Here is a 25837-nt window from a genome sequence, read left to right as displayed (position 1 = left end):
CGATGGCCGTGTTCAAGAAGAAGGGTCGCGATACAACTACGGTGAAGAAGACCTTCTATTACGAGAAGGACGGAGCGGAGAAGATGCAGATGACGATGTGCGGCGGCCGCCCATGCCCACCTTCGATAGTGTCGAAGATGCCGGACGGGACGATGCGGCTGATCTACGGAACGAGACCGACGGAGTAGCCGAAGAGCGCCAGCAGCTATTTGCTGACCTCAACCGCACCACCGACCCCGATCGACGTGCCGCCATCCTCCGGCGGCTGAAGGAACTCCCCACCGCTAACCGCAAGCGCCCGGAAATGAAGGGCGCGATCTCTCAGGCCGAAATGGCCGAGCGTGCACGGGCCGGCGAAACTGCCCAAGCCGTCGAGTCCGTGACGGGCTCGCGTCCGGTTGCTCCGCCTCTGCCACGGCGCTAACCGTAGAGCGGGGGGAGAGTCAAACATGTCTCCGCTTTAGCTGCGTCAAGTATACTGGTGCCAAGGCAGGCCTATGCCGACGACTAACCTGGGTGGCCTGACTTTCAGTCGGCGCTCGGCACCTATAGGAGCCGCTATCCGCGCGAGACCCGATTTGTCTTCTCGGCCTCGTCGGAGGGATCGCCTTCAGTGTCCTAGGTGACTTGCGAACCATCCATCGCAGCTGCCTTCCGCCGCTTGGCGGCAACGCGGAGGATGTTCACGATCCGCTCGGTGAGCTGCTCCTTCGTGAGGACGGGCAGCGGGTCGTTCTCGGGGGCGTCGGTGTCGTAACGCACGATTACGTCGAGGGCGGCCTTGAAATGCCTTGAATTCGAGTCCGTCGCTGCTTCCTCGAGCGCCTCGTGCACCTTGGGGTTTTGCCTGAGCTGGGAGACGAACACTCTGAATGCCGTCGTCGGGCGACCACTGCGGCCCTTCTTCCCGCCAGTGTTTCCTGGATGCGCGCCAAGAGGCAACCGGACTCCTGATCGAGGCGACGGCTCTGCGAGCTGCCTGGATGTAGCGGTTTTTTTAGCGGTTTTTCCCCGATTTCCACTCATGCGCGATCCCTCGCGAAACTTTCAGAACGTGCCTTTGGCTCGACTCCATCCGTGCAGGCGACCGACCACTCGGAAACAAAAATCCCGCCCAGGTAGACCAGTTGTAGGTCACATGGACGGGGCTCGCTTCTCCCGGACAGAGCTATGTCGTCGCATTCCTCAGGCCTGGGCGACGTAAGCGCCGGAGCCGAGTAAGCTGTTCGCTACTATTAGCGCAACAGCACTCAGCTAGTCTACGCTGAAACTCTCCGAACGTCCAACCTTTTTCCGGTTCCTTGCCCGACACGCTGCCACTTCGCGGCGGGCTTTCTTGCGGGCCTCGGGGGGAAGCGCGTTGTAGAACGACTTCTCCCCAAACTCTCTGGATCTACTGGCTCTAAGCCAATCTTGGTCCGTGATGAGCATCGGGTTCGCCCGCGCGGCGCCTTCTCTCCCCTTCCGTGCGCTTGGCCCCCGGCCGACTGGAGCCAGCGCCGCCCCTCGAAAGAGCCGCATTTCGGCTCGCAGAATGGCGAGTTCGCGACCGAAGCCTGCTTTCACGAAGCGCTCCCGACTGTTCACGGCCGCAGCGTCATTCGCAAGAAGGTTAGCGCAGAGCGGTTCCCATCGGACGATCGCGTCCCAAACCCGTAAGCTCGCGAGTCGTGCCCTGGTCGCCGGGGCTCCTAGCAGCTTCGCCTTCCGTTCGAATTCCGTCACCTCCCGTCGCTCCATTGTCGTCAAGGACAATCTGAACTGATGCCGCGGTGGCTGGGTTGTGTAGCGCTTGATTTCGCCCGCGATGTAGTCCACATAACCATCGAGGAGCTTTCGGGCAGTTGGGGAGAGGAGCGCCGCCTCCAACTTCGCCCATTCTTCTGGGAGTAGTCGTTTCCTCAGGCGCTCGGCAAAAATCCAGGACAGCGATTTTGCCTCGCCGCGGACGAGCCGACGCAGCGTGGTCAGTGACAGTCCGAAGTCCTTCGCTGCGCGATCGAGTTCCGCGCATAGCGATCTCCCGCAGAAGTCGTCGATGACGGCAAGAAATGGCCTGCCCGTCGCGCGCGCCTCCGCTCGCGCCTCCGCTTCGCGTGCCTTGGTCCTCTTCTGCCACCATACCGCCTGCAGGCGCCGTTTCTGCGGGCGGCGAGGGTTCCATTCGACGCAGTAAGGGCGCTGCTCGAGCGCTTTGCACAGGATGCGTTGAACGGCTAGCGGATCGTGAACGCGGAACGCCGTGTCAAGCCAGGTGAGTTCGCGAGTTCGAGCTGGCCGCGCCGCTGAGCCGCCCTTGTGCACAGCGTGGCCCTGGCCCTTCAGCCCTTTGGTTGCCGCCTTCTTAAGTACCCGAGCCGCGCCCTTGTGCACAGCGCGCGCCTTCTCGCGCTCATATAACTCCAGCGGGTCATCCGTCGTGCTAGTTCGTCGGCCGATGTATCCCATTTACATGTTTGCCAAGGCCTGCTGTTTTTGGATGCCGGGGCGGCAAGTAAGCGCCGCAACTTATCGTTCGCGAACGTAAAAAGAAAGAGACCCCTACTTGAAGGAGCGGGCGATGGCGACGAGCAGCGAGAAGGTGATCCCCCTGACGCAGGCGGCCCAGCGATTGGCTGTCCGCTACGGCGCGGCCTGGGATGCTGTGCTACGTGGCGAGTTGGAGGGAGAGCAACGCGACGGGCGGTGGTTCGTGACCGCCGAGAGCGTCAGCCGCCTAGAGCGCCGGCGCAAGAAGGTGGAGGGATCACCGCGGCCAGCGTAGGACGCGGGAGCGGATAAAGCAAAACCGCCACCGAGATCGGCAGCGGTTCACATACCACAGTCGGGCCCTGACCGGCCCGACAACAAGAGTGCTCGCATGGAAGAATTTACACGCAGGACAGACGATTTGCCAGCCAGAGAGGCTCAGCCGGTAACGAGCTGGGCCGGCTTTCGCACGACTGACGGAAGCAAGCTGATCTTCTCTCCACCCGGCCTGCGAACGCGTAAGCGTCCGTGCGTCACGATCGGGCGTTTCCGACGCGGGCGCGGCGACATCGCGATCCACTTCCGGATCTACCACGAGCAGGCGCCTGGAGTGCTCGCCATTTCGCGAGACGGCATCAGCTTGAGCTTGGCCGAACTAGACATCATCGAAGAGCGGGTCGCCCGGATTGTCGGCGCAGATACGACGGAGGCGAGATGAATCCCCGCGTATCGCTATACCTCTCCGCGTCAGAGAACGAACCGCGTGAGCAATCCATAACTCTGGCGCGTGAGTCCCATCGGCTCGGTGACGCCGATCGCGCAATGATCGTACACCTCGTCCGACGGCTCGAGTTGCCCGTGGTCCCGCTGTTACAGACGTGGGCCGAACTCGACGCAGCGAGGGCCGCCTGATGCCGCGAAAGATCCCGACATGGGCCGCGGAGGGCGCGGTAATCTGGAAGGAGCAGGTTCGTCGCATCGCGCTCGACCACTTCGTGAAGGCGATGAAGCCGATGGTGGAGCAGTACGGCTGGCCGAGAGCCAGGGCGGCCATGCTGACCTACTGCGAGCTCAACGCGAACCGGGTCCGCAAGATCGAGTTCTTGGCCGCTGACGCGGTGCGCTGGATAGGGCTGTCGTCCATGCCGGTGACGGCCGGCACGTCAGGGGCGCTGCGAGAAGCGATGACCGAACTGGACAAGGCCGCAGCGCAGAGGTCCGCATGACGGCGCCCGTGAAGCCCGGAACGCCGGAGGCGATCGCGCAGGTTGAACGGGTCACCATGAGCGCCCGCGATGAAACAGACCGCGCCAAGCACTTCCGTCCGCTTAGTGAAGAAGATGTGTTCGAGATCACCAAGGGGTCCGGATCATCCAGTCCGAGAGTCGGTCCGGTCGGCCGGCTCGGTCCTCGCGCGCGGCCCGCGCCGTTCATGTTGGGCGAGTTGTACGCGATGCCAGAGCTGTTAATCCCGCCAAGGGCGATCATTCCGTGGCTCGCCTACGATGCCAGCACGACGCTGATAAGCGCGAGGGAAAAGACAGGCAAAAGCACACTCTTGGGACAGGCAATCGCGGCCGGGTCCAGCGGCACGGAGTTTCTCGGCCAAGTGCTGGACCCGTTCCGGACGCTGTGGTATGCGATCGACGAACCGGTGAGCGACACGGTGAGGCGGTTTCAGAGATACGGCGCAGACCCGGGCGCGGTGACGGTGCAGCCCGAGCGTCCAACCGCGGAGGAAATGCGAGCGGAGATCGAAGCGGCCCGTGCTGACGTTTGCGTGGTTGACACGCTTTCCCGCCTCTGGCGCGGACGCATCGACTCAGCGAACAACAACGACGCGGTTGCCGATTTCCTCTGGCCGTACATCGAGGCCGTTCGAGAAACGGGCGCTGCCCTGATCCTTCAATACCACACGACCAAGGCCGGTCGTGAGTACCGCGGCGGCATCGAGCTAGGCGCTTGCGTTGACCTGCCTATCACGCTTCGCCGGCAGGGGCAGAAGCAGCCAACAGATACCGACGACGGGTTCGATGCCGACTATGACGACGACTCACGCGATGACGGGAGAAGGCTGCTGATCGGGCGGGGCCGCAACGTCGATGTGAAGTTGAGGCTCGCGTTCGACGGCGACCGGTACGCGCTTGGAGATAGCCCCATGCCGCTCCGCTCGCGCATCCTTGCCGAGCTGGAGCATGAAGCGGCGTCCGCGACCGCCCTGGCTGAATTACTGACAACCCGAAAGGATCGGGTGCTCGCGGAACTCCGCGATCTCCGCGCCCAAGGACTGGTACAGGCGCGCGGCGCCGGTTCCCGCCAACTCTACGAGCTGACGCGGAAACAGGGAGCGACCGACACCGCGAGAGCAGAGAAATGATGCTGGAACCGCTGGGAACGGGGGCGGAACCGCTCGGGAACCGATACAGCGAAGGGACCGCATCTACCGGTTCCCAGGATTGTGCGGGTGTCACATTCGCGGGAACCGAAAGGATGCAGGCGCCGTGACCGCCATACGCGACGTGATCGAGCGGTGGGAGAAGAAGCGGGGCGAGTTCGCACGAGTCCCACGCTCTTTAGTCGTGGGGTCGATGCCGAGATTCACCTATGGCGCGCACGCGGGGCGCGCGTGCGTGGTGCCGCGCGTGGTGCCAAACGGCACCGATCCGGGGGCACTATGACGCTGAGAGATGCAATCTCCGCGCTCGTAGTTGCTGCCCCGCCAACAGCCACGGTGCCGGTCGAGTGGCTAGCTGGACTCCTAGCAGCGGATGACGGCGGCAGCGAGGCGCACAGCGCCGACACGGCTACTCCCGGCGTCGATCTCACGGTGGGCCAGCTCGCCGCACGATTCGGGAAGGGGTCGTCGACCGTTCGCACATGGCTCGCTCGGGGCGAGTTGCCCGGCGCGTACAAGCTGCACGGCACTGAGTGGCGCATCCCGCCCGCCGCGATCGAGGCCATGCAGGACCGGCAGCGGGAACAGTACATCGCACCAAGGGCACGCACTACCGCCCAGGTGGCCGATCTAGGCGCATGGCGAAAGCATTCAGCGGGGGCGCGTTAGCCCGTGTGCATGACATTGGCTTGCGCGAGAACAGCTTGACAGTCATTGCCGCCGACCGCCCCCCGCGAACTGGAGCCTTCGCATGGGCTACTTCCTGCGCGTCGCTTTCGTCCGCACCACGAGGAAGCCTGGATCGACACCTAGGGCAGCGGCTAACCTCTCTAGTACGTCGAATGCCACACGGCGCGTCTTTCTCGCTTCGATCTCTGAGATAGTGGCTTGCCGCACCCCTGCCAGCCGGGCCAGCTCGCTTTGACTCAAAGACTTGGCTTCGCGCAGCTCTTGAATGCGGAGAGTTACGGGCGTCATGGCCCTAATTATACGCCTAAACGGGCGTCTTTGCCAATCCTACCCCCTGCCTACTTGCCGTCGCTATACGCCAGCCGTATAGTTAGACGCACCCTTAGCAGTGACGCACTACGGCACACACGGCCAACCAAGGCGTAAACGGAGGAACGATGCCAAAGCGCAAGAAAGCAAAGTCGCGCATCTACTGGCGCGAGCGGGGCGGAGAGCGGCGGGCATACGCGGATTTCCGGGACATGGGCGGGAAGCGGGAACCACTGGTGCCGCCCGGTGAGAAGCGAGCCACGACTGACAGCGTGATAGCCGAAGCGCTAGTCGCACGCCGCCTAGGCGAGCTGACGAGCGGGAAGCGTGACGGGATCTTCGGAAGGAGGCCAGCGGTCCCGCTCGCAGAGTACGTCGCGCATCACCTGGTCCGTAAAGCGAAGTCGGGCAAGTATTCGGTGACGTGGCTCGCAGACACCGAGCGGATGCTACGGCTCGCCGTCGAGTATTTCGGCGCGGATCGCGACTTGGCGTCAATTGAAGTGCTGGACGTCCAGAAGTGGGCCGCTGCACTCTCTGAGCGGTCCAACGGCCGCTGCGCGGGCCGATGCGGCGGGCGCTGCAAGGAGGGTTGCGGCACACTCGGGGGCGGGGCCGTGCGGCACCACCTGAGCGTGCTGTCGAACGTTTTCTCACACGCTCAGTCAGAAGGCCGGCTCCCGGTCGGCTACAACCCGTGCGCCCTGATGCGCGACAAACCGCACGGCGAGCCCGCGGAAGCGGAATGGCTCGAAGTCCATGAGGCCGCGTTGCTCCTGGAGTCGGCTCGCACGTTCGAGCCAAAGCTCCCGACTCTCTCCATGACGTTTATCTACCCGCTGGTAGCGACGTATCTGCTTACGGGCGGGCGGGAAAGCGAAGTGCTAGGGATGGAAGTCGGCGACGTGAACTTCGATCGCAAGACGGTGACGTTCCGACCGAACGAATGGCGGCGTCTCAAGACAAAGAAGTCGCACCGCACCATCCCGCTCTGGCCGCAGCTCGAAGCGATACTCCGTGACTATCTCAAATCATCGGCCCGTGTCGGCGGGTTGCTGTTCCCTTCCCCAAAGCTCGGCAGCGACGGCCGGCCCGCAATGCTTACAGACTTCCGCAAGGTGCTGGACGCTGTAGCGGAGCGGGCGGGATGGAAGCGTGGGGAGATCCGGTCCAAGAGATTCCGTCACACGTATTGCAGCGCCCGGCTCCAGACGATCGACAATGGCGCGCCCGTGTCGCACTTCACGGTAGCCAAGGAAATGGGCCACAGCAGCGTCACCCTCATTGACGAAGTCTACGGGCACATGGGCGACGTGAGGCACCGCACTGAGGCCGTGGAGTACCGCGTCGAGCAACACGGCGAGAAGCTAGCGCCGAAACTCGAATTGCTACGCAGTGCGTAGCTTTTGACACCACCAGTGACACCGACCTAATGCCTACGGTGTCAGAAGAAAGCCCCGTCAACCGTGTAAGTGGTGACGGGGCTTTCGCTTGATCGGAGTAGCAGCGGGGAGACTCGAACTCCCGACCTCACGATTATGAGTCGTGCGCTCTAGCCAGCTGAGCTACGCTGCCGTGATCGAGACCGGCGGTACAAAAACGGCCGGCCCTTTCGGACCGGCCGCTGGTTGTCGCATAGCGGGGGCGGGATTTGAACCCGCGACCTTCGGGTTATGAGCCCGACGAGCTACCAGGCTGCTCCACCCCGCGATAGATATGAAAGATGGCCTGATCGAGCATCAAGGTCAAGCTACGGTGAGTAGCTAATTGGTTGCAGCGAACGCGGCCTTCAGGGCCGATTTGCCGGGCAATACAGGTATGGGTGACAGGTGAAAGGTCGTTGGTGCTTGGTTAACGACTGGTTGCCGGTGCCCGGTGTTAGGATCCGCGCCGCCACCCATAACCGTTAACTCAAGGCCAGTTGTTAACCCATTAACTACAACCAACAACCGTCTACCCGATCCTGTAGTTCATCGCACCGCCACGCTATCCGGCTCCGCGAAGCGATACAGTAGCTCCTTGTCCCCGCGCACCATCCCGAACTCCTCCCGCGCGATCCGCTCCTGTACCGCCGGATCCGTCTCGATCGCCTCGAGCGTCTTCCCCAGCGAATCCACCAGCCGCCGCAGAGAATCCACCTCGGCCTGCATCCGCCGCTTGGCTACGAATTGCCGCACGATATCCGCGGTGCTGTACTCCCCACCCTGAATCGCGAAGTACAGCGCGCCCCCCAGAAACAGCAGCAGCGCTACCCGCGCCCACGGCGGCTTACGCATCACGCGATGCCCAGGGAGCTGTTAGCCAAAAGCCAATAGCCAATAGCTAATAGCTCAAAGTCCGTACACCGCTCCGCCCGGATACTCCGCCAGCGGCCCGAGCTGCTCCTCGATCCGCAGCAGCTGGTTGTACTTGGCGACGCGATCTGTCCTGCTTGCCGAGCCCGTCTTGATCTGCCCCGCGCCCGTCGCAACCGCGAGGTCGGCGATGAACGTGTCCTCGGTCTCGCCCGACCGGTGCGAGATGACCGACTGGTAGCCGTTGCCGCGCGCCAGCTCGATCGCTTCCAACGTCTCCGTGAGCGTGCCGATCTGATTCAGCTTGATGAGAATCGCGTTCGCGACGTCGCCCTCGATTCCCCGCGCGAGCCGCTCCGTGCTCGTGACGAACAGGTCATCGCCCACGAGCTGGCAGCGGTCGCCGAGTGCCGCCGTGAGTTTGGCCCAGCCGTCCCAATCGTCCTCGGCGAGCCCGTCCTCGATCGAGACGATAGGGTACTTGTCGAGCCAGCCAGCATACAGCTCGATCATCCCGTCCGCGTCGTAGCTCCCGCCACCGCTCTTCTTGAAGGTGTAGCTCCCGGCTTTGTGGAACTCCGATGCCGCCGGGTCGAGCGCGATCGCGATCTCGGTGCCGGGCGAGTAACCGGCCTTCTCGATCGCTTCGACGACGACGCGGAGCGCGTCCTCGTCGTTCTCCAGATTGGGCGCGAAACCGCCCTCGTCGCCGACCCCCGTGGACAGCTTCCGCTTTACAAGCACTTTCTTCAGCGAGTGGAATACTTCCGCACCCATGCGCAGCGCGTCGGCGAACGTGTCGGCGCCGATCGGCACGATCATGAACTCCTGCAGGTCCACGGTGTTCGTCGCGTGCGCGCCGCCGTTCAGGATGTTCATCATCGGCACCGGCAGCGTGCGCGCCATCGGGCCGCCGAGATATCGGTACAACGGCAGCCCCGTATCCTCCGCGGCCGCGCGCGCGACCGCGAGCGACACCGCGAGGATCGCGTTCGCCCCGAGCTTGCCCTTGTTGGGCGTGCCGTCGAGCTCGATCATCAGCCGGTCGATCGCGATCTGATCGGCCGCGGCGATGCCATTGAGCGCCGGCGCGATCCGCTCCACGATGCTCTGCACCGCCTGCTGCACTCCCTTCCCGCCGTATCTCTCGTCGTCGCCGTCGCGCAGCTCCAGCGCCTCGTGCTCGCCGGTGGAAGCGCCGCTCGGCACCGCCGCGCGCCCGAACGCGCCGCTGGCGAGCGTGACGTCGGCTTCGACGGTGGGGTTGCCGCGGCTGTCCAGGATCTCGCGGGCGCGTATGTCGACGATGGTAGGCATTGAACAGAAGTGACTGGTGATTGGTGGCTAGTGACTGGTAACTGATAACTGCAGTACGCTGCTAGCTGCTAGCTGCTAGCTGCCAGCTGCTAGCTCGCCTTCGACTCCGTATCGCTCCCGCAGCACCTCCGCCATCCGCGAGCGCACCAGCTCTACCAGCTCGCCGCGGTCATCGTAGGTGTAGCCGGTCGTCGGGATCGGCTCGAGGAAAGTTACTTCGATTGTCCCAGGAGTGATCTTCCAGCTCCCGCGGCGCATGCGCTCGATCGTGCCGTAGATGACCATCGGCACTACGGGGACGCCCGCGGTGATCGCGAGGACGAACGGCCCCTTCTTGAACGGGCGCAACGCGTACTCTTCGCCACGGGTGCCTTCCGCGAACATGACAACGGGGTTCCCCGCCCTGATCTTCGCCGCGGCCCGCTCGAGGGATTCGAACGCCGCCTTCCTGTTCTCCCGCTCGATCTCGATCATCCCGATCCAACGAATGGCCTGCCCGAACACGGGGACGCGGAGCAGCTCCGCCTTCGCTACGTACTTGCCGCGGGGGAGCACGGCCGCGGCCGCGAGCACGTCGAACCAGCTCACGTGGTTTCCCACGAAGATCCGGGGCGATTCGCCGGTGATGAATTCCGTGCCGCTCGCCCGCACGCCCACGCCGGCGACCCATAGCAGTGTCTTCGCCCACCAGCGCGGGATGCCGTCGTACACCGAGCCCGCGCGATCGGGGATGCGCAGCAGCTTGGCGATGACGAGCAGCAGCGTGAGCGCGGGCGTCGCGATCAGCGCCGCGATCGCGACGAGTATCAGTCTCACTGCGCCGTAAAGTGATCGTAGCCCGCGGGCGGTGCAACGCGGCGGCCGGCCGCGGTCAATACCACGTCCGCCTCGTCACCGCGTGTCTCGCCGATCTCCGTCAGCTCCAGGCCGAACTCCTTCCGGAACGCGGCGGCATCGAGCGGAGCGGGAGACGTCACCAACAGCTCGTACTCTTCCCCGCTCGCGAGCGCGTCGTCGGAGCTGATTCCGGCGAGCGCGGGAACGCTCTCGGCGCGCAGGTGCAGCGTGACGCCGCTGGCGACGGCGAGATGCCGCGCGTCCGCGATGAGCCCGTCCGATATGTCGATCGCCGCGCGCGCCCCCCGCTCCGCGAGCCAGCGTGCTTCGCGGAGCCGCGGCACGGGGTGCGCAAAGCGCCGGCGGTGCGCGGGGTCCGGGCTTCGCCCCTCCCGCAGCTCGCGCAGCGCGCCCAACGGTCCACCCAGGCGTCCGGTGACGTACACGCGGTCGCCCGCCTTCGCGCCGCTGCGCAGCAGCGGAGCAATCGCGGTGCCCAGGACGGTCAGCGTCAGCGAGAGCTTCCCGCCCCGCGTCACGTCGCCGCCGAGGACCAGAGTGTCGGCGGATGCGACGCACTCCCCGATTCCGTCGGCGAGCTCGTCCACCAGGGGCACGTCGGTCTCGGGGAGCGTCAGCGCGAGAAAGACACCCTCCGGCTTCGCCGCCATCGCGGCGAGATCGCTCAGCGCCGCGGCCGTGGCCCGGTAGCCGATCTCCGCGTGGGTGAGCCACTCCCTGCGAAAGTGCACGTCCTCGACACTCGTGTCCGTGCTCACCACGAGCTGGCCACTCGGCGGCAGCTGCACGATCGCGGCATCGTCTCCGATGCTTCTGGCCAAGTCGCCCCAGCGCTGGAGCATGCGGCGCACGATGTCGAACTCGCCGCCCGGGCCGAGCGGGATGTGCCCGCGATTGTCCTCGCGCCTGGTCATCGTATCGCCGGCAGCTCGGCCAGCACGCCGGGCGCGAGCGTCTCCTTCACCGGCTGCCACGCATCGGGCAGCTTACGCAGCACGTCGTCCAGCGTCGTCCCCCGCGCGTTCCGCTCCCCGGTGGCGAGCTCGGCGGCCCGGCCATGGATCCACGCCGCGACGCTGGCGCTGGCGAACGGATCGCCCGTCTGCGCCAGCAGCGTGCCGATCATCCCCGCGAGCACGTCGCCGCTTCCGCCCGTAGCCAGCGCCGGCGTGCCCGCCGCGCTCACGCGGATCTCTCCGTCCGGCGCGGCGATAACGGTCGGCGTCCCCTTGAGCAGCACCACGGAGCCGAAAAACCGCGCCGCCTCGAGCGCGACCTCGAAGCGCGCGGCATCGATGTCGCCGGCGTCGCGCTCTAGCAGCCGGCCCAGCTCGGCGGGATGCGGCGTGAGAACCGAAGGGCGGCCGTCCAGCAGCTCCACCAGCGAGCTCGCGTCGCGCGCGAAGATGTTGAGCCCGTCGGCGTCGACCACGAGCAGCTTCGCCTGCCCCCTGAAGACGTGCTCCGCGAAGCGCGCCGCGCGCGCGGTCTTGCCGAGGCCGGGCCCGATCACGACCGCGTCCGCCCAGGCCGTGTTCGAGTCGTCGAACTCCGCGTCCGGCTGCCACTCCGTGACGAGCGCGGCCGGCGCCGCGCCGTGCACCGCCGACACGCTCCCCTCGGCGACGCACAGGCGCAGCAGCCCGACTCCGCTGCGGAACGCCGCCTGCGCCGCGAGCAGGACCGCCCCCGCCATGCCCTCGCTCCCGCCGACGATCGCGACCTTCCGGCGCGTGCCCTTGTGTGCGCGCGCCGGAATCGGCGGAATCTGCGGATACACGTCGCCCGCGCCGAGCAGCTCGGGGAGCTGCGTCTCCGCGTCCGGCGGGAGCAGCCCGATGTCGAGCACAACGATCCGGCCGCAGCTCGCGCGCGAGATGAGCTGCCCGCGCTTGGCGGTGCCGAACGTCAGCGTCGCATCGGCGACGACCGCTCCCGCGTGCGCGCCGGTCGTCGCGTTGAGCCCGCTCGGCAGGTCGAGGCTGATCACGTACGCGCCGGCGGCGCGGGCTTTTGCCATCGCCTTCACCGCGGCTCCGATCGCGCCGGCCGGCGCGCCGGAAGATCCGGTGCCGAGCAGCGCGTCCACTATAGCCGCGTCGTCGCCCGGTTCTTGCGCGCGGGCGAGCGCGGGCAACGCCGCGGCCTTCGCCGCCTTCGCGTCATCCGTGCGCGCTTCCGCGATCTCGACGGCGGCCACCGGAATGCCGCGCCGCGCAAGGTCTTCCGCTACGACCCAGCCGTCGCCGCCGTTGTTGCCGCCGCCGGCGAGCACCCGCACTCCCGCGCTCGCGCGCTCGCCGAGCAGGCGCACGATCTCCGCGGAAGCCGCCATGCCCGCGCGCCGCATCAGCTCATGCGACGGCGTGCCCGCGGCTATAGTCGCGGCGTCCAGCGCCGCCGCTTCCGCCGCGCTGGTCACGAGCACCGTCATGTTAATCGTCGTCCGGCGGCCGACGCCGCCGCGACCGCGGCGAAAAAGCTATGCCGGGCTGGCGCAGCCCCAGGGGTAGTCGCGCTCGAAAGCGCCGGCGAAATCGTACACGCCGATGAAGTCACCCGGGTTATCCGTCTGAGATTTGAGGAGCAGACCTTCGCTTACGAGCGTGAACACTACTGCGCCGATGTCACTGGTGCTGCGCAGACCCCAGCCTTCAAGCACGAGCCGCGCCATCACGCCGAACCGCCTGAGAGCGAGATCACGGCAGGCGTGCGCCAGCTCGACGCCCGTAATATGGCGACGCTCGGGCAGGCGGGACTGACAGAACTCCAGGCCGGCCAGCACGAAGAGGTACGCGCCCTCCTCGAACCGCGGCTCCCGAAGCCTGATCCTGTCCATGATCCCGTCCCGAAACGCCAGCTCTACCAATGCGATCTCCTAGTCTGCCTGCGACACAAATGATGCGGGATAGAGCGGAAACCCGCCAGTCAATTCCCGCACTTCCGCCCGTACCTTTTTGCACACTGAATCGTCGTCCGGCGCGGCCAGCACTCGCTCGATGAGCCCGGCGATGCGCTCCATCTCCGGCTCCTTCATGCCGCGCGTCGTCACGGCCGGAGTGCCGATGCGGATCCCGCTCGTCACGAACGGCGACTGCGTCTCGCGCGGCACCGTGTTCTTGTTCACCGTGATACCCGCCTTGTCCAGCGATTGCTCCGCGACCTTGCCGGTGAGGTTCCGGTTGCGCAGGTCCACGAGCAGAAGATGGTTGTCGGTGCCGCCGGAGACGATGTCGTAGCCGCGCTGCATCAGCGCGCTCGCCAGCGCCTGGGCGTTGGCGATCACCTGCGCGCAGTAGACCTTGAACGACGGGTCGAGCGCTTCCTTGAAGGCGACGGCCTTCGCGGCGATGACGTGCTCCAGCGGCCCGCCCTGCGTCCCGGGGAAGATCGCCTTGTCCACCACCTTGGCGTGCTCCGCCTTGCACAGGATCAGCCCGCCGCGCGGACCGCGCAGCGTCTTGTGCGTCGTGCTCGTGACCGCGTCGGCATGGGGGATCGGCGACGGATGCAGTCCCGTCGCGACCAGACCGGCGATGTGCGCCATGTCCACCACGAACTTCGCGCCGATCTCGCGCGCGACCTCGGCGAACGCGGGGAAGTCGATAATCCGCGCGTACGCGCTCGCGCCGGCGATGATCATCTGCGGTCGCTCCGCCCGCGCGATCTCGCGCATGCGATCATAGTCGATCCGGCCGTCCTCAGGCTTCACGCCGTAATGGACGGCGTGATACAGCAGACCCGAGAAGTTCACGGGCGAGCCGTGCGTGAGATGACCGCCCTGCGACAAGTCCAGTCCCAGCACCTTGTCGCCCGGCTTGAGAAAGGCGAGATACACCGCGGCGTTCGCCTGCGCGCCGGAATGCGGCTGCACGTTGGCGTGCTCGGCCGCGAACAGCTGCTTGACCCTGTCGATCGCGATCTGCTCGACCTTGTCCACCACCTCGCAGCCGCCGTAGTAGCGCTTGGACGGCAGACCTTCGGCGTACTTGTTCGTGAGCGGCGTGCCCATGGCTTCGAGCACAGCCTCCGAGACGAAATTCTCGCTCGCGATCAGCTCGAGCCCGTACCGCTGGCGGTCGGTCTCCTCGACGATGAGCCGCGCGATGTCGGGATCGTACGCCCGCAGCGCGGCGAGCCGCGAGCCGCCGGCGGCGGCGTTTCGCTCGGTCATTTGGATGCCGCCTCCGGCGGCGGCTCGATTTTATCGACGCGCCGCTGATGGCGGCCGCCCTCGAACCCCGTCTCCAGCCACACCTTCAATGCCGCGGCCGCGTCGTCCGCCGACATGAACCTTGACGGCAGCACGAGCACGTTCGAGTCGTTGTGCCTCCGCGACAGCTCCGCGATCGCCGGCTCCCAGGCGAGCGCCGCGCGCACACCGGAGTGCCGGTTGGCCGCGATGTCCATTCCGATGCCGCTGCCGCACAGGAGCACGCCCCTGCGCGCCTCGCCGCTGGATACCAGCTTCGCGACGGCGTGCGCGAACTCGGGATAATCGCTCGCCTGCTCCGACCGCGCGCCGAGATCGACCGGCTCGTACCCGAGGGCTTCCAGCTCCCGCTTCAGCTGCTCCTTCATGGCGAATCCCGCGTGGTCGGCGGCGATGGGAATCCGCTCCCTTCCGCCGGCGCCGTCGGGGACTGCGGGCCCGGCCGTCACGAGCCGTTTCCGTTGCGCGGCGGCCACTCGCCCCAGGACGCGCGCACTTCCCTCGGGTCTCCGAGACGGCGCTCCGCGACGCGGTCGGCGGCGCGATAGGTGGGGATTCCCTCGGCCTTCGCGAGCTCGAACACTCCGAGCACCGTGTCGAAGATCTCGTCCGCCTTCTTGAACGAGCGCTCGAGGTCCCAGCCGGCGAGCTCGCTGTAGACGTTGATCACCCCGCCCGCGTTCGCCACGTAATCGGGCGCGTACAGAATGTCGCGCGCCTCGAGCGCGTCACCGTGCCGCTCTTCCAGCAGCTGGTTGTTCGCGGCGCCCGCGACGATCTCGACCTGCAGCAGCGGGATCGTCTCGTCGTTGATGATTCCGCCGAGCGCGCACGGCGCGAATATCTGCGCCTTCGCCGAATAGATGTCGTCGGGCGCGACGGCCGTCGCGCCGGTATCGGCCACGACCTGGCGAACCTTCTCGGGATCGATGTCGGTGACGATCAGCTTGGCGCCGGCGGCGTGCAGCTCCTTCGCGACATTGCGGCCTACGTGACCGCAGCCCTGCACCGACACGGTGCAGCCGTGCAGGTCGGTCGATCCCCAGCGGTACTTGGCCGCGGCCTCGATCGCGCGAAAGACGCCGTGCGCCGTCACGGGCGACGGGTCGCCCGACTTGGACGCGAGCCCGGCGACGTGCTTGGTCTCCATGTGGACGTAATCCATGTCGGACGGGCTCGTGCCGACGTCCTCGGCGGTGATGTACCTGCCGCCGAGCGTGTCAACGAAGCGGCCGTGCGCGCGGAAGATGGCTTCGCGGTTGGTCGTCTTGTTGTCGCCGAGAATGACGGACTTGCCCCCGCCGAGGTTCAGCCCCGCCACCGCGCTCTTGTACGTCATGCCGCGGGCGAGCCGCAGCGCGTCGATGATCGCCTCGTCTTCGGTGTCGTAGTTCCAGAACCTCGTGCCACCGAGCGCCGGGCCGAGTCGCGTGTCGTGGATCGCGATGATCCCGCAGTAGCCGGACGCTATATCGCTGCAGATGGCCACCTGTTCGTGGCCCATTTCGCGGATCGTCTTGAAGAGTTCCATTTAGAAGAAGTGACTAGTGACTAGTGGCTAGTGGCTAGTGGCTAGTGACTAGTGATTAGTGATTAGTGATTAGTGATTAGTGATTAGTGAACCACAAAAAACCAATGCTTCTCCTCTGTTCCGCCGTTACCAGTCACTAGTCACTAGTCACTAGTCACGATTTCCATGTTTACAGGGACCCCAACAGCTCCCGTGCGATCACCACCCGTTGAATCTCGGAAGTCCCTTCATAAATCTCGGTCACTTTCGCGTCCCTGAACAGTCGCTCGACCGGATAATCTTTCACGTACCCGTAACCGCCGAAAATCTGGATGGCCTGGGTCGTGACCCACATGGCGGTCTCGCTCGCGAACAGCTTGCTCATCGCGCCGAAGTGCTTGATCGGCTCGCCGCGGTCCTTCGCGTCGGCGGTCGCGTAGAGTAGGCTTCGTCCGGCGTCGACCCGCATGGCCATGTCGGCCAGCTTGAACTGTATCGCCTGAAACTCGCTGATGTGGTGGCCGAATTGCTTCCGCTCGGCCGCGTACGCCAGCGAGAGGTCCAGCGCTGCCCGCGCGATTCCCAGCGCCTGCGCCGCGATCCCGAGCCGGCCGTTGTCCAGCGACTGGAGCGCGTAGATGAAGCCGTGCGACGGATCGCCCAGAACGTGCGAGTCGGGAACCCGCATGTCGCTGAACGACAGCTGCACCGTGGGCGACGCGCGCAGGCCGAGCTTGTTCTCCTTCTTCCCGACGCCGAACCCGGGAAGATCCGGTGTCACGACGAAGGCGCCGATCCCGCGGGCGCCGCGCCGCATCTCGGCGGAGTCCGTCCGCGCCATCGCGACTATCACCCCCGCATGGTTGCCGGCCGTGACCCAGCTCTTGGTGCCGTTGAGGATCCAGCCGTCCCCGTCGCGGACTGCCTGGGTGGTGAGCGAGGCCGCGTCCGAGCCGGCCTCCGCCTCGGAGAGAGCGAATGCGCCGAGCAGCTCACCCCGCGCCATCGGCGGCAGAAACCGCTGCTTCTGCTCGTCCGTGCCGAAGCGCAGGATCATCTGCGTCGGTAGCGAGTTGTGCACGCTCATGAGCACCGCCGTCGACGCGTCCGCCGCGGCGATCTCCTCGAGCGCCATGAGGTAGGTCTTCGTGTCGAGCCCGAGACCGTCGTACTCCTCGGGCAGGAGCATTCCGAGCAGACCCAGCGCGCCGAGCTTTCCCACCAGGGACTCGTCGAAGATCGCATCCCGATCCCACTGCTCTGCGTGCGGCGCAATCTCGGCGGCGGCGAACTCCCGCGCGACGTTCTGGATCTCGCGCTGCTCTTCCGTCAGCGGGTGCAGCGCGGCGTGCATCAAGGCGCGGCTCTCACGAATACGTGTGGAAGCCGCGGCCCGTTTTCCTGCCCAGCCATCCGGCGGCTACGTATTTCCGCAGCAGCGGACAGGGCCGGTACTTCGGATCGCCGAGCCCGTCGTGCAGCACCTCGAGGATCGCGAGGCAGGTGTCGAGCCCGATGAGGTCCGCCAGCGCTAGCGGCCCGAGCGGGTGATTCATGCCGAGGGTCATCACCTGGTCGATCGCGTCGGCGGTACCGACCCCTTCCATGAGGCAGTAAACCGCTTCGTTGATCATCGGCAGCAGCACGCGATTCGAGACGAAGCCCGGGAAGTCGTTCACTTCGACCGGAGTCTTGCCGACGCGCTTGCTGAGCTCGATCACGCTGGCCGTGGTTTCGTCGGAGGTCGCGAGGCCGCGAATGACCTCGACCAGCTTCATCACCGGCACGGGATTCATGAAGTGCATGCCGATGACTTTCTCCGGGCGGTTCGTGCGGCGCGCGATCTCGGTGATCGAGATGGAGCTGGTGTTGGAGGCCAGGATCGCGTCGGGCGCGGCCTCGGTGTCGAGTCCCTGAAAGATCTTGTACTTGAGATCGGCGTTCTCCGTCGCGGCCTCGATCACCAGTCCCGCGTCGCCGACGGCACCCGTGTCCGTCTCCGCCTTGATCCGGCCGAGGATCTCCGCCGGCGCTTCCGCCGGGATCGTCCCCTTCTTTACCTGCCGGTCGAGATTCTTCGCGATCGTGTCGCGCGCCTTCTGCAGCGCCTCCGCCGACACGTCCACGAGCGTGACGTCGAATCCGGACTGCGCGAACACGTGCGCGATGCCGTTGCCCATCTGTCCGGCGCCGATGATGGCGATTTTTTCACTCATACTGAAAACCGGTGACTGTAAATTGTTACTAGTGACTAGTGACTAGTGACTAGTAACTGCTCTTGCTTCTGCAGTTTGCACGCAGCACGCAGCGTTGTAGTCAAGCTCCACGAGATCTCGTCGCGCTCCATGACAAGTAAATCAATCCGATACTGAGCCCCAGACCAGCGGCAAGCCCTCCCTCGGGTCCCCAGCTCCCTCCCGTCAACCAGTCCGGCCCGGTCTCGACCACCCTGTAATCCGGCGAGCCGACCACCGGTACTCCGCTGACCGGCATGTGCAGCACGGCCGCGATGAACCAGTTCCAAGCGAAATGCGCGAGCGTCGCCGCGTACAAGCTGCCGGTCACCAGCACGATCGCGCCGAGGAAGAAGCCGGCGAGCACGACCACGCTCAGGGACTGCCAGTTGGCGCCGGGATTTGCCACGTGCACCAGGCCGAACCCGATGCTGGTCGCGGCCAGCGCGATCTTCCATCCGGCGGCCTCGCGCAGCAATGCGAAAATGTAGCCGCGTGCAAACAGTTCTTCAGCGAAAGCGCTCGGTAGGAGCACGGCGGTGGCGAGCAGCGCCGCGCTCCACCATGCGCCGTCGGGAGCGTCCGCTACCGTGAGCTGACCCATGGCCAGGAGAGCTCCGGCAGGAAGCGCCGCGGCGAGCGCGCCGAGCGCGAGACCGGAGACCAGCTTCGGCGGCCGCGCGGCGTCGCGCCCCAGCCAGACGTAGCTCCAATCCTTCCGGTCGATCTTCCGCAGCATGAGGACGTGCGCCGCGAGAAATCCCAGCGGGTACACGAGCGGATGCACCACCAGCCGGATCCCGACCGACGCCGCCGCCGAGTGCAGCATGGCGACGATCACGGTCGCCGCGAACAACGCGACGATGCTGAGGGCTACGAAAAGGGTCCCGCGCCAGATGGCGCGGAGGCGGTCGTCCCGGGTGAAGAAGATTTCGCGTCGCAACGACGCGCTAGTCGGCCCGCTCTACCGAAAGCGCGACGGCGTTGCCGCCCCCAAGACACAGAGTCGCGAGGCCGGTTCTGGCGCCGCGGTCCTGCATCGCGTACAGCAGCGTCGTGAGAATGCGCGCGCCGCTCGCTCCGATGGGATGGCCGAGCGCGATCGCGCCGCCGTGCACGTTCACTCTGTCCCACGCCCAGTTGAGCCCCTGCCCGTTGGCGAGCGCCTGGGCCGCGAACGCTTCGTTGGCTTCGACGAGATCGTAATCGCCGATCGAGGTGCCCGCCTTCAGCATGAGCTTCTCCACCGCGACGATCGGTGCGAAGAAGAGATCCTTCGGCTCGCCCCCGCCCGTTGCGTACCCGGTGATCCGTCCGAGAATCGTCAGCTCCCGGTCGCGGGCGTACTGCTCGGAGGTCACTACCAGCGCGGACGCGCCGTCGTTGAGCGTGGACGCGTTCCCCGCCGTCACGCTCAACTGCTTTTTCCCTTCCTCGCCGGGAAAGGCCGGCCGCAGCTTGCCGAGCGCCTCACGAGTAGTCTCTTTGCGCGGCCCCTCGTCCGCGCTCACGATCGTCGGTCCTTTCCGGCCGGGTACTTCGACGGGGACGATCTCCTCCTCGAACTTTCCGCCCTCCATCGCCGCGAGCGCCTTCTGATGCGACCGCAGCGCGAAGTCGTCCTGCTGCTCGCGCGTGATGCCGGCCTTGCGCGCGGTGTACTCCGCATGTCCGCCCATGTGCACGTCGCAGACCGAGCACCAGAGGCCGTCCTTGATTGCGCCGTCGGCGATCGTCTGGTCGCCCAGCTTGATGCCCTGCCGCATTCCGTACAGGTAGTGTGGCGCGTTGGACATCGACTCCTGCCCGCCGGCTACGACGACCTGCTGGTCGCCGGCGCGAATGGACTGCGCGGCGAGCATGACCGCCTTGAGTCCCGAGCCGCACACCTTATTGATGGTCGTCGCCGCCACGGTTCCCGGCAGTCCCGCTTTGAGCGCCGCCTGTCGCGCGGGGGCCTGGCCGACCCCGCCCTGCACGACGTGCCCCATCAGCACTTCCTCGACGTCCTCGACGGCAATGCCGGCGCGTTTGACCGCCTCGCGGATGGCAATGGCGCCGAGCTCCGGTGCTGAGAGCGAAGAAAGCCCTCCGAGGTAGCGGCCGATGGGGGTCCGTACCGCGGAGACGATTACCGGCTGGCGAGTGAGGTCAGGCATGGTTGAAAACTATAACCGGTGACTAGTGACTAGTGACTAGTGACTGGTAACTACAGCCATCGAGGGCGCAGCACGCAGCACGCAGCGCCGTTGCAGTTACCGGTCACTAGTCACCAGTCACCAGTCACCAGTCACCAGTCACCAGTCACCAGTCACCAGTCACTGCTCCAACCCCAGCCCCTTCAGGATGAACGCATACCTGAACGCAACCTCCCTCAGCGCGTCGTAGCGTCCCGACGATCCGCCGTGGCCGGCGCCCATGTTCGTCTTGAGCAGCAGCAGGGTCTGGCCGGTCTTGGTCGCCCGGAGCTTCGCCACCCACTTGGCCGGCTCCCAGAAAGCCACCCGGGGATCGTTGAGCCCGGTCGTGACGAGCATCATCGGGTACGCCTTGGCCTCGACGTTGTCGTACGGCGAGTAGCTGCGCATGTACTCGTAGTGCTCGCGGATGGCCGGGTTGCCCCACTGCTCCCACTCCTGCGCCGTGAGCGGGATGGAGGCGTCGAGCATGGTGTTGATAACGTCCACGAACGGCACGTCCGCGACCACGACCTTGAACAGTTCGGGGCGCATGTTGACCACGGCGCCCATCAGCAGGCCGCCCGCGCTCCCGCCGCGGATCGCCAGCCGGTCGGTCGACGTGTAGCGCTCGCGCACGAGATGCTCCGCGGCCGCGATGAAGTCCGTGAACGTATTCATCTTGTTCAGCATCTTGCCTTCGTCGTACCAGGCGCGGCCCATCTCCTGTCCGCCGCGGATGTGAGCGAGCGCGTACACCACGCCGCGGTCGATCAAGCTCAGGTTGTTCGAGGAGAACGTCGGCTCGGTGCTCGAGCCGTACGAGCCGTACGAGTACAGCAGCATCGGCCGCATGCCGTCACGGACGAACGGCTTGCGATACACGAGCGAGACGGGGACCATCTTGCCGTCGGCCGCCCGTGCCCATGTGCGCTCGGTGCCGTACTGCGCCGGATCGTAGCCGCCCAGGACTTCCGTGCGCTTCTTCAGGTCGAGGGCGCGCGTGTTCATGTCGTAATCGAACACGCTCGACGGCGTGATCAGCGATTGATACGTGAAGCGCAGCACGTTCGTGTCGAACTCCGGGTTTCCGGAGGGACTGTAGGTGTAGACCGGCTCGGGAAACGTGATGTAATGGTCGGAATTCGACCCGAGATCGCGAATCCGGATCTTCCTCAGCCCGCTGGAGCGCTCGTACAGCACGAGATGGTTGCTGAAGGCGTCGATCCCGTCGATCAGCACCGTGTCGCTGTGGGCGATGTACTCGCGCCAGTTCGCGGCCGAGGGATCGGACGCCGGCGCCGTCACCACCTTGAAGTTGGTCGCGCCGTCGTTGGTCGTGATGAAGAACCGACCCTTGTGGTGGACGGGCGAATACTCGATGTCGGGCCGCCTGCGCTCGATGACGCTGAACGGCTGCAGGGGTGTGCGCGCCGGAACGTACCAGTACTCGGAGCTGGTGAAGCTCTCCGCGGCGATCATGACGTACTCGTCGTCCTTCGTCCGGAACACGCCCACGTTGAACAGCACGTTCGGCTCGTGGAAGATCACCGAGTCGCTGGCCGTGGGCGTGCCGACGATGTGCCGCAGGACCTTGTCGGACCGGTGGGCCGAGTCGGTCTTCGTGTAAAACAGCGTCTTGTTGTCCGCGGCCCAGGTGAGCGAGAAGTGCACGTCGGGGATCCGGTCGGGCAGCACTTCGCCCGTGCTCAGGTCCTTCACCAGCAGCGTGAAATGCTCGGATCCCGTTGTATCCACGGTGAAGGCGAGAAACCGGTGATCCGGACTGACCGTCGTCACGCCGAGCCTGAGGTACGTCTTTCCCTCGGCCAGCACGTTCTGATCGAGGTAGATCTCCTCGGGCGCCTCCAGGCTGCCGCGCTTGCGCGCGTAAATCGAATACTGCTTGCCCTCAACCGTCCGCGTGTAATAGAAGTACGGTCCGCGCCTCACCGGCACCGACAAATCGGTCTGCTTGATCCTGCCGAGCATTTCCTGATAGATGCGCTCCTGCAGGTCGCGGGTCCCGGCCATCATCGTGTCGGTGTACGCGTTCTCCGCCTGGAGATACGCGATGACTTCCGGATTCTCCCCGCGTCGCAGCCAGAAGTAGTTGTCGGTGACGACGTTGCCATGCAGTGTGTCGACTTTCGGCACGACGGCGGCAACGGGGGGAGATTGCGCGGAAGCGGTTGTGGCGCCGAGGCCAATGGCGAGGAGCCAGCGGAGGGAGCGGAAGAACGGCATAGTGAACAGCTCCTGGTGACTAGTGACTGGTGACTAGTGATTCGTGGTTAGTGGTTACAGAGATCACTCAACTTCCTAGATCCATCTAGGACGCAGCACGCAGCACGCAGCACGCAGCACGCAGCGCCTTTTGCAGTTCCTAGTCACTAGTCACTAGTCACTAGTCACCAGTCACCGCTCCATCCACCGCCACCGCCCGTGTCTCGATCTCATGCCTCAACCGGTCCACCAGGTCCGACAGGCGGATGACCTCCTGCTTTTTCCCCGCTCCCCGCGCCCGCAGCGCCACCGTCTGCCCTTCCGCCTCCCGCCTCCCGACGACCGCCATGTACGGCACCTTCATCATCTCGGCCTCGCGGATACGGTAGTTCAGCGTCTCGGACCGCGCGTCCGGCTCCGCCCTGATCTTCCGCGCGCGCAACTGGTCCACGACCGTCTGCGCATAGCCGGCGAGCTCTTCCGCGACCGGCAGCACGCGGATCTGCTCCGGCGCGAGCCAGAGCGGGAACGCGCCGGCATAATGCTCGATCAGCCCCCCGACGAACCGCTCCATCGATCCCACCAGAACACGATGCAGCATCACCGGCCGGTGCGTCGTGTTGTCGGCGCCGGTGAACTCGAGCTGGAACCGCTCGGGCAGGTTGAAGTCGAGCTGCACCGTCGGGCCCTGCCACTTCCGCCCGATCGCGTCGATCAGCTTGAAGTCGAGCTTCGGCCCGTAGAACGCGCCGCCGCCCTCGTCGATCGTGTACTCCAGCCCGCGCGACTCGAGGACGTCGGCCAGCATCGCCTGCGCCTGCTCCCACACGGCTTCCTCGCCCAGAGCCTTCTCGGACGGGCGGGTCGCCAGTTCTATGGTATAGGGATAGCCGAACGCGGCGAGCATCTCCTCCACCAGGTCGATCAGCCGGGAGATCTCGTCCGGCACCTGCTCCGGCGTGCAGAACACGTGCGCGTCGTCCTGCGTGAATCCCCGCACGCGCAGCATCCCGTGCAGCACGCCGCTTCGCTCGTACCGGTACACGGTGCCGAACTCGCCGTAGCGGATCGGCAGGTCGCGGTACGACCGCGGCCGCGACTGATAAATGCAGATGTGGCCCGGGCAGTTCATCGGCTTCAGCCGGTACGCGCCCCCCTCGACGTCCATCGCGCCGAACATGTTCTCCTTGAAGTTCTCGAGATGGCCCGAGATCTCGAAGATCTTCTCGCTGAGAATGTGCGGCGTGTAAACGAGGTCGTAGCCGTGTCGGATGATGAGGTCGCGCTCGAAGTTCTCGATCTCGTTTCTTATCACCGACCCGCGCGGGTGCCAGAGGATCAGTCCCGGGCCGATGCGCTGATCCGTGGAGTACAGATCGAGCTGCTGCGCCAGCACGCGGTGGTCGCGCCGCTTGGCTTCCTCCAGCCGGTGGAGATGCTCCTCGAGATCCTTCTGGCTGAAGAACGCGGTCGCGTAGATCCGCTGCAGCATCTGCCGCTTCTCGTCGCCGCGCCAGTACGCGCCGGCGGTGTGCAGCAGCTTGAAGTGCTTGAGGTACGACGTGTCGGGCACGTGCGGCCCGCGGCACAGATCGACGAACGGCCCGTCGGTGTACGTCGAGATGACCTCGTCGTCGCGCAGCTCCTCGAGGCGCTCGAGCTTGAGCGGATCGTCGGAAAATCTCTCGCGCGCCTCGCTCTTGGACAGCTCCTCGCGCACGAACGGATATTTCTCGGCGGCGACCTTGCGCATCTCCACCTCGAACGCGTCCAGGTCCTCTGGCGTGAACGGCTCGGCGACCTCGAAGTCGTAATAGAAGCCGTCCTCGATGGCGGGACCGAAGCCGATCTTCGCGCCCGGTCGCAGTCTGCGGACCGCGGTCGCCAGGACGTGTGCGCCGGAATGCCGCAGCACGCCGAGCGCCTGGGGGTCGCGCTCGGTCAGAACGCGGAACGATCCGCTCGCCCGGATCGGCGTCGCCAGGTCCTGCACGGCGCCGTCGATCTCCACCGCGATCGCGTCTTTCAGCAGGCGCGGGCCGATGGATGCGACTACGTCACGCGCCGCCGTCCCCGCGGGAACCGCGCGTTCTTTACCGTCCGGGAGCGTGAGAGTTACTGTATTCAAGTGGCCTTGTTCTTGCTTTTCCATCGTGAGACAGATTGCACTTTCTGAAGGCGTAAGCTAAGACTCACCAACACCTTCCGCTACAGGATCAGATCATGGCTCCGTTCCGTTACCACGACGAAGATTCCACGTCGCAGGGAATGCTGTATTTACTCGCCGGAGCGGTCGCGGGTTTCGCGGCCGGTGTGGTGGTCTCCCAGCGCTCGGGCGCGCTGCGCGAGCTTCCCGGAAAAATTCGCGACCTCTTCGCCGGTGACGAAGCGGAAGGGCTCCTCGGAGACGAGGAGTTCGAGGGGGACGAGGACGACGAGTTCGATCTGCAGGACCGATCGGACCGGTCCGACTTCGCCGAGACGGGAGTGGGCATCGCCTCGGCCAGCGACGACTACGACGATCTCGACGTCGACGGCTCGATGGAGCTGGAAGAGCGCGTGCTCGAAGCGTTCAGCAACGATCCCATACTGCAGGAGCGTCCGATCGACATCGGCGCGATCAGCGAGGGGATCATCGAGCTGACGGGGTGGGTGAACGCCGATTCCGAAGTCACGCACGCGGTCACTCTCGCGCGCGGAGTGCCCGGGGTGGATACGGTCGTGAATCGCGTCGCGATCCGGCCGGAAGAAGACCTGCGCGATGCCACCGCGCAGAAGTACGAGAACGGCGATCCCACGCTCACCGAGGCGCATTGGGAGGGCCAGAGCGTCGGAACCGGGAGGCGGCGCCAGGGCAACTCCTCGGAATTCGACCGCCACGCCGACCCGCGGCCGGCGCTGGAGGACCGCTGGAACAGCGAGTCGGCCGCGCTGGACGAAGCGGTCGACGACATCGCCGGGTTTGCCGAAGCCAGGAAGCCGCCCGTAAAGCGCGGCAAGAAAGGGAATAGAGCCGGCGGGTCCGCTGTTGCTCCGACCGGCGTTCCGAAAGCGGATCACGTGACCGAGCCAACGAAGGGGAACGGCCGGGCGGACTAGGTTAAAACGGAGAGCGTTGTGCGTTTACAGTTTTTCCGTTCTGCGT

At 65.7% G+C, this 25837-nt stretch carries 25 protein-coding genes and 2 tRNA genes; 8 read left to right on the top strand and 19 right to left on the bottom strand.

Annotation, left to right across the window (positions count from 1 at the left end):
• Positions 1-2 precede the first annotated feature (2 nt).
• Positions 3-188 (top strand): hypothetical protein, encoded by a 186-nt coding sequence (locus WEA80_13070; GenBank protein ID MEX1187511.1) that lies wholly within the window; start codon positions 3-5, stop codon positions 186-188.
• 430 nt (positions 189-618) lie between these two features.
• Here the strand turns inward: WEA80_13070 and WEA80_13065 are convergent, their stop codons facing one another.
• Positions 619-867, bottom strand: a complete 249-nt coding sequence (locus WEA80_13065; protein MEX1187510.1) for a hypothetical protein — start codon at positions 865-867, stop codon at positions 619-621.
• A 387-nt stretch (positions 868-1254) separates the two neighbouring features.
• Positions 1255-2448: a hypothetical protein gene (locus WEA80_13060; protein MEX1187509.1), complete on the bottom strand. Its 1194-nt coding sequence runs from the start codon at positions 2446-2448 to the stop codon at positions 1255-1257.
• A 412-nt stretch (positions 2449-2860) separates the two neighbouring features.
• Here WEA80_13060 and WEA80_13055 point away from each other — a divergent pair, with 412 nt between their 5' ends.
• From WEA80_13055 to WEA80_13030, 6 genes are all read left to right on the top strand, one after another.
• Entirely contained in the window at positions 2861-3187 is a 327-nt protein-coding gene (locus WEA80_13055; protein ID MEX1187508.1) for a hypothetical protein, read from the top strand.
• Positions 3188-3380: 193 nt separating this feature from the next.
• Complete coding sequence (locus WEA80_13050) at positions 3381-3695, top strand: hypothetical protein (protein MEX1187507.1); 315 nt, start codon at positions 3381-3383, stop codon at positions 3693-3695.
• The gene (locus WEA80_13045; protein ID MEX1187506.1) at positions 3692-4846 is read left to right on the top strand and encodes an AAA family ATPase; all 1155 of its coding nucleotides are present in this window, start codon (positions 3692-3694) and stop codon (positions 4844-4846) included. The genes WEA80_13050 and WEA80_13045 overlap by 4 nt, the downstream gene beginning before the upstream one ends.
• A 124-nt stretch (positions 4847-4970) precedes the next feature.
• A complete protein-coding gene (locus tag WEA80_13040) occupies positions 4971-5147 on the top strand; it encodes a hypothetical protein (GenBank protein MEX1187505.1) in 177 nt (58 codons plus the stop codon).
• The gene (locus WEA80_13035; GenBank protein ID MEX1187504.1) at positions 5144-5533 is read left to right on the top strand and encodes a helix-turn-helix domain-containing protein; all 390 of its coding nucleotides are present in this window, start codon (positions 5144-5146) and stop codon (positions 5531-5533) included. The genes WEA80_13040 and WEA80_13035 overlap by 4 nt, the downstream gene beginning before the upstream one ends.
• Before the next feature lie 458 nt (positions 5534-5991).
• Positions 5992-7266, top strand: a complete 1275-nt coding sequence (locus WEA80_13030) for a tyrosine-type recombinase/integrase (protein ID MEX1187503.1) — start codon at positions 5992-5994, stop codon at positions 7264-7266.
• A 98-nt stretch (positions 7267-7364) separates the two neighbouring features.
• Here WEA80_13030 and WEA80_13025 read toward each other — a convergent pair.
• The 17 genes from WEA80_13025 to thrS all read right to left on the bottom strand — a co-directional run bounded on the left by WEA80_13025 (position 7365) and on the right by thrS (position 24820).
• A tRNA-Met gene (locus tag WEA80_13025) sits at positions 7365-7438 on the bottom strand.
• Between the two features lie 61 nt (positions 7439-7499).
• Positions 7500-7573, bottom strand: a tRNA-Met gene (locus WEA80_13020).
• A gap of 260 nt (positions 7574-7833) precedes the next feature.
• On the bottom strand, positions 7834-8139 hold the full coding sequence (locus WEA80_13015) for a hypothetical protein (GenBank protein ID MEX1187502.1): 306 nt from the start codon (positions 8137-8139) through the stop codon (positions 7834-7836).
• 54 nt (positions 8140-8193) lie between these two features.
• Entirely contained in the window at positions 8194-9474 is a 1281-nt protein-coding gene (eno, locus tag WEA80_13010) for a phosphopyruvate hydratase (GenBank protein ID MEX1187501.1), read from the bottom strand.
• A 75-nt stretch (positions 9475-9549) separates the two neighbouring features.
• Positions 9550-10290 (bottom strand): lysophospholipid acyltransferase family protein, encoded by a 741-nt coding sequence (locus tag WEA80_13005; protein ID MEX1187500.1) that lies wholly within the window; start codon positions 10288-10290, stop codon positions 9550-9552.
• Complete coding sequence (gene thiL / locus WEA80_13000; protein MEX1187499.1) at positions 10287-11246, bottom strand: thiamine-phosphate kinase; 960 nt, start codon at positions 11244-11246, stop codon at positions 10287-10289. Before thiL ends, WEA80_13005 begins: the two co-directional genes overlap by 4 nt.
• Positions 11243-12766 (bottom strand): NAD(P)H-hydrate dehydratase, encoded by a 1524-nt coding sequence (locus tag WEA80_12995; GenBank protein ID MEX1187498.1) that lies wholly within the window; start codon positions 12764-12766, stop codon positions 11243-11245. The genes thiL and WEA80_12995 overlap by 4 nt, the downstream gene beginning before the upstream one ends.
• Before the next feature lie 48 nt (positions 12767-12814).
• Positions 12815-13201: a Minf_1886 family protein gene (locus WEA80_12990; GenBank protein MEX1187497.1), complete on the bottom strand. Its 387-nt coding sequence runs from the start codon at positions 13199-13201 to the stop codon at positions 12815-12817.
• A gap of 9 nt (positions 13202-13210) precedes the next feature.
• Entirely contained in the window at positions 13211-14506 is a 1296-nt protein-coding gene (gene glyA / locus WEA80_12985; GenBank protein ID MEX1187496.1) for a serine hydroxymethyltransferase, read from the bottom strand.
• A complete protein-coding gene (gene rpiB / locus WEA80_12980; protein ID MEX1187495.1) occupies positions 14503-14994 on the bottom strand; it encodes a ribose 5-phosphate isomerase B in 492 nt (163 codons plus the stop codon). The genes glyA and rpiB overlap by 4 nt, the downstream gene beginning before the upstream one ends.
• A complete protein-coding gene (locus WEA80_12975) occupies positions 14991-16076 on the bottom strand; it encodes a Glu/Leu/Phe/Val dehydrogenase (GenBank protein MEX1187494.1) in 1086 nt (361 codons plus the stop codon). Before WEA80_12975 ends, rpiB begins: the two co-directional genes overlap by 4 nt.
• 169 nt (positions 16077-16245) lie before the next feature.
• A complete protein-coding gene (locus tag WEA80_12970; protein ID MEX1187493.1) occupies positions 16246-17409 on the bottom strand; it encodes an acyl-CoA dehydrogenase family protein in 1164 nt (387 codons plus the stop codon).
• Positions 17410-17422: 13 nt separating this feature from the next.
• Entirely contained in the window at positions 17423-18271 is an 849-nt protein-coding gene (locus WEA80_12965; GenBank protein ID MEX1187492.1) for a 3-hydroxybutyryl-CoA dehydrogenase, read from the bottom strand.
• A 100-nt stretch (positions 18272-18371) separates the two neighbouring features.
• Positions 18372-19232 carry a CPBP family intramembrane glutamic endopeptidase gene (locus tag WEA80_12960; GenBank protein ID MEX1187491.1) on the bottom strand — a complete coding sequence of 287 codons (861 nt, stop codon included), beginning with the start codon at positions 19230-19232 and terminating at the stop codon, positions 18372-18374.
• A 7-nt stretch (positions 19233-19239) separates the two neighbouring features.
• Complete coding sequence (locus WEA80_12955) at positions 19240-20448, bottom strand: acetyl-CoA C-acetyltransferase (protein MEX1187490.1); 1209 nt, start codon at positions 20446-20448, stop codon at positions 19240-19242.
• Between the two features lie 159 nt (positions 20449-20607).
• Positions 20608-22713, bottom strand: coding sequence for a S9 family peptidase (locus WEA80_12950; GenBank protein MEX1187489.1), 2106 nt, complete (start codon positions 22711-22713; stop codon positions 20608-20610).
• A 160-nt stretch (positions 22714-22873) separates the two neighbouring features.
• Entirely contained in the window at positions 22874-24820 is a 1947-nt protein-coding gene (gene thrS, locus WEA80_12945; GenBank protein ID MEX1187488.1) for a threonine--tRNA ligase, read from the bottom strand.
• A gap of 95 nt (positions 24821-24915) precedes the next feature.
• Here thrS and WEA80_12940 point away from each other — a divergent pair, with 95 nt between their 5' ends.
• Entirely contained in the window at positions 24916-25791 is an 876-nt protein-coding gene (locus WEA80_12940) for a BON domain-containing protein (GenBank protein ID MEX1187487.1), read from the top strand.
• The last annotated feature ends 46 nt before the right edge of the window (positions 25792-25837 follow it).

This window comes from Gemmatimonadaceae bacterium (assembly GCA_040882285.1).
GTDB lineage: Bacteria > Gemmatimonadota > Gemmatimonadetes > Gemmatimonadales > Gemmatimonadaceae > JACDCY01.
Note: the sequence above shows the minus strand (reverse complement) of the source record. Positions and strands in the feature narration are given on the sequence as shown.